We start from the raw sequence: 2,263 nt of genomic DNA, 5'->3' as shown, positions 1-2,263 counted from the left end.
GGGGCCGTTGACCGGGGCCGCGGAGCAGGGCCCGTTGACCGGGGCCGGTTGACCAGGGTTCGTGGTCAGCGGGCGGCGGCCGGTTGCTCCGCGTACCGGACGGCGGCCGGGAGAGCGGCGCCCGCGAGGACGAACACACCGGCCAGGACGGCCCAGCCGACCACGCCGTGGTCGACCACGGTCAGGCTGATCACCAGCGGGCCGATCACGTGGGCCGCCGCCTGGCCGCTCATGAACACGCCCTGGTACTCGCCGTGGGAACGCGGATCGGCCAGGTCCAGGCTCAGCGTCCAACCGCCCGCCGAGGTGAGCAGCTCGCCGAGGCTGTGCACCAGGGCGCCGACCAGGATCGCCGCGGTGGCGACCGCGGCCGGGCCCGACTGCGCCGCCGCGTAGAGCAGGCAGCCGCCCGCCAGCAGCAGGCCGCCCCGGGCACAGGCCCGGGCCGCCGACGGAACGTCGTCCACATCCCGGCTCGCCCGGACCTGGAACACCACCACCAGCAGGCAGTTGACCACGCTGACCGCCGCGACCACCGCCGCCGGCGCGTCCGTCGCGAGCACGACCCACAGCGGGATCCCCACGGTGAGCACCGGGAGCTGGAGCTCCAGCAGCGCGTGCAGCACGGTGACCAGCAGGTAGCGGCGGTCGCGCAGCACCGTCCGCCGTCCCGCGGCGGCCTCCGGGGCACCGTCCCGGCCGACCGTCAGGTCACGGACGGGGAGGCCGGCCAGCAGCGCCGTCGCACCCAGGAAGCTCGCGGCGTCCAGGACCATCACGGTGACGTACCCGGCGTAGCTGTCGGACTGCAGCGCCAGCGCCGCGCCGCCGGACCCGACCACCAGCCCCGCGTTCATCACCGAGCGCAGCAGCGACCGTGAACGCACCTGGCTCTCGGCCGGCAGCGTCCGGGCGATCAGGGCGCTGCGCACCGCCGCCGCGCCGCGCTCCAGCACCGTGGCCGCACAGGCCAGGGCGACGAAGGCGGCGAAGGAGTGCACGAAGGCGTAGCCGACCACGGCGAGCGCCTCCAGCGGCCCGACCACCATCAGCAGCCGCTTGCTGCCGACCCGGTCGGCGAGCCGGCCCATCGGCAGCCCGGCGAACACCCCGCAGACGCCGGCCGCGCTCAGCCCGAGCGCGATCCGGCCCGGGGTCAGGCCGACGGAGCGGGTCAGGAACAGCACGCCGACGGTCACGAACAGACCGTTGCCGACGGTGTTCACCAGGCTCATCAGGGCAAGCCTGCGCAGCAGGGGGTCGGCCGGCAGCAGCCGTCGGACGGCGGAGGGAAGCACCGCGGCAGAGGTCATGGCAGTAGGACAGCGGGCTTCCCCCGGCGGCGGAACTCTTTTACCGTTACGGTCAATGTTCGAGTTCCATCTGGGCGTCGACGACCTCGCCGCCACCTGGTTCGGCTACTCCGCCCTGCAGGAGGCGGTGTTGAGCCTGCGCGCCCGCCGCTGGCCCCTGCGCTACCCGGAGCAGCAGCCGTGGATCGCCGGCTGGCAGGACCGCTACGAGACGCTGGACACCGCACTGCTGGAGTCGATGATCGCGCCGGTCGGCTTCGTGCCGGACTTCCTCACGCCCCGTCCGCTCGGCCCCCGTCCGGACTTCTCGGCCGAGTTGGCGCGGCTGGCGGCCACCCCGCCGGAGGTGGTGCGGGCCGACGTACTGGAGGCCTACCGGGGCGGCGGGAAACCCAGCCCGCTGCCGCCGGTGCTGGCCGGGCTGATCGACGACCCGGCGGCGCTGGCCGCCCGGACGGCCGAGGCGCTGGACGCGTACTGGACGCGCTGCCTCGCCCCCGCCTGGTGGCCGCGCGCCCGCTCAGTGCTGGAGGCGGACATCGCCCACCGGGGGCGCATGCTCTCGGAGCACGGGGCGGACGGGCTGTTCGCGGACCTCGACGCCAGGCTGAGCTGGCACGCCGGGGTGCTGCGGCTCGTCGACCCGCACCCGGCGGTGAAGGCGGTGGGCACCACGGTGAAGGTCGCCGGGCGCGGATTGGTGCTGATCCCGACGCTGTTCGGGCTCGGGGCGCAGACCGATGTCACCCAGGCGGGGCCGCCGCTGGTCTGCTACCCGGCGCGCGGCAAGGCGACGATGGCCGAGGGCCTGGGGCCCGCCGGGGCAGGGGCGGTGGCCGACGGGCCGCTGGCCGGACTGATCGGCGCTCCCAGGGCCAGGCTGCTGGCACTGCTGGAGACCCCGGCCAGCACGACGGAGCTGGCGCACCGGCTCGGGGTCACCCCGGGTG

General features: G+C 75.3%; 2 protein-coding genes. One reads left to right on the top strand and one right to left on the bottom strand.

Annotated elements, in window-relative coordinates; genetic code table 11:
• Nucleotides 1-65: 65 nt before the first annotated feature.
• Nucleotides 66-1,313, bottom strand: coding sequence for an MFS transporter (locus ACIQOV_RS38175; protein ID WP_401055359.1), 1,248 nt, complete (start codon nt 1,311-1,313; stop codon nt 66-68).
• A gap of 55 nt (nt 1,314-1,368) precedes the next feature.
• On the opposite strand from ACIQOV_RS38175, the gene ACIQOV_RS38170 reads away from it, so the two are divergent.
• Nucleotides 1,369-2,263: transcriptional regulator (locus ACIQOV_RS38170; RefSeq protein ID WP_401055358.1), on the top strand; the 895-nt coding region annotated here is incomplete at its 3' end.

This window comes from Kitasatospora sp. NPDC091257 (genome assembly GCF_044757675.1).
In the GTDB taxonomy this organism is placed as follows: Bacteria; Actinomycetota; Actinomycetes; order Streptomycetales; family Streptomycetaceae; genus Kitasatospora; species Kitasatospora lactacystinica.
The sequence above is the reverse complement of the archived record's forward strand: the minus strand, read 5'-3'. Positions and strand labels throughout refer to the sequence as shown.

What these genes read in the sequence shown, in the direction of transcription:
- ACIQOV_RS38175 (WP_401055359.1), bottom strand. Translation starts at nt 1,313, where the DNA reads ATGACCTCTGCCGCGGTGCTTCCCTCCGCCGTCCGACGGCTGCTGCCG.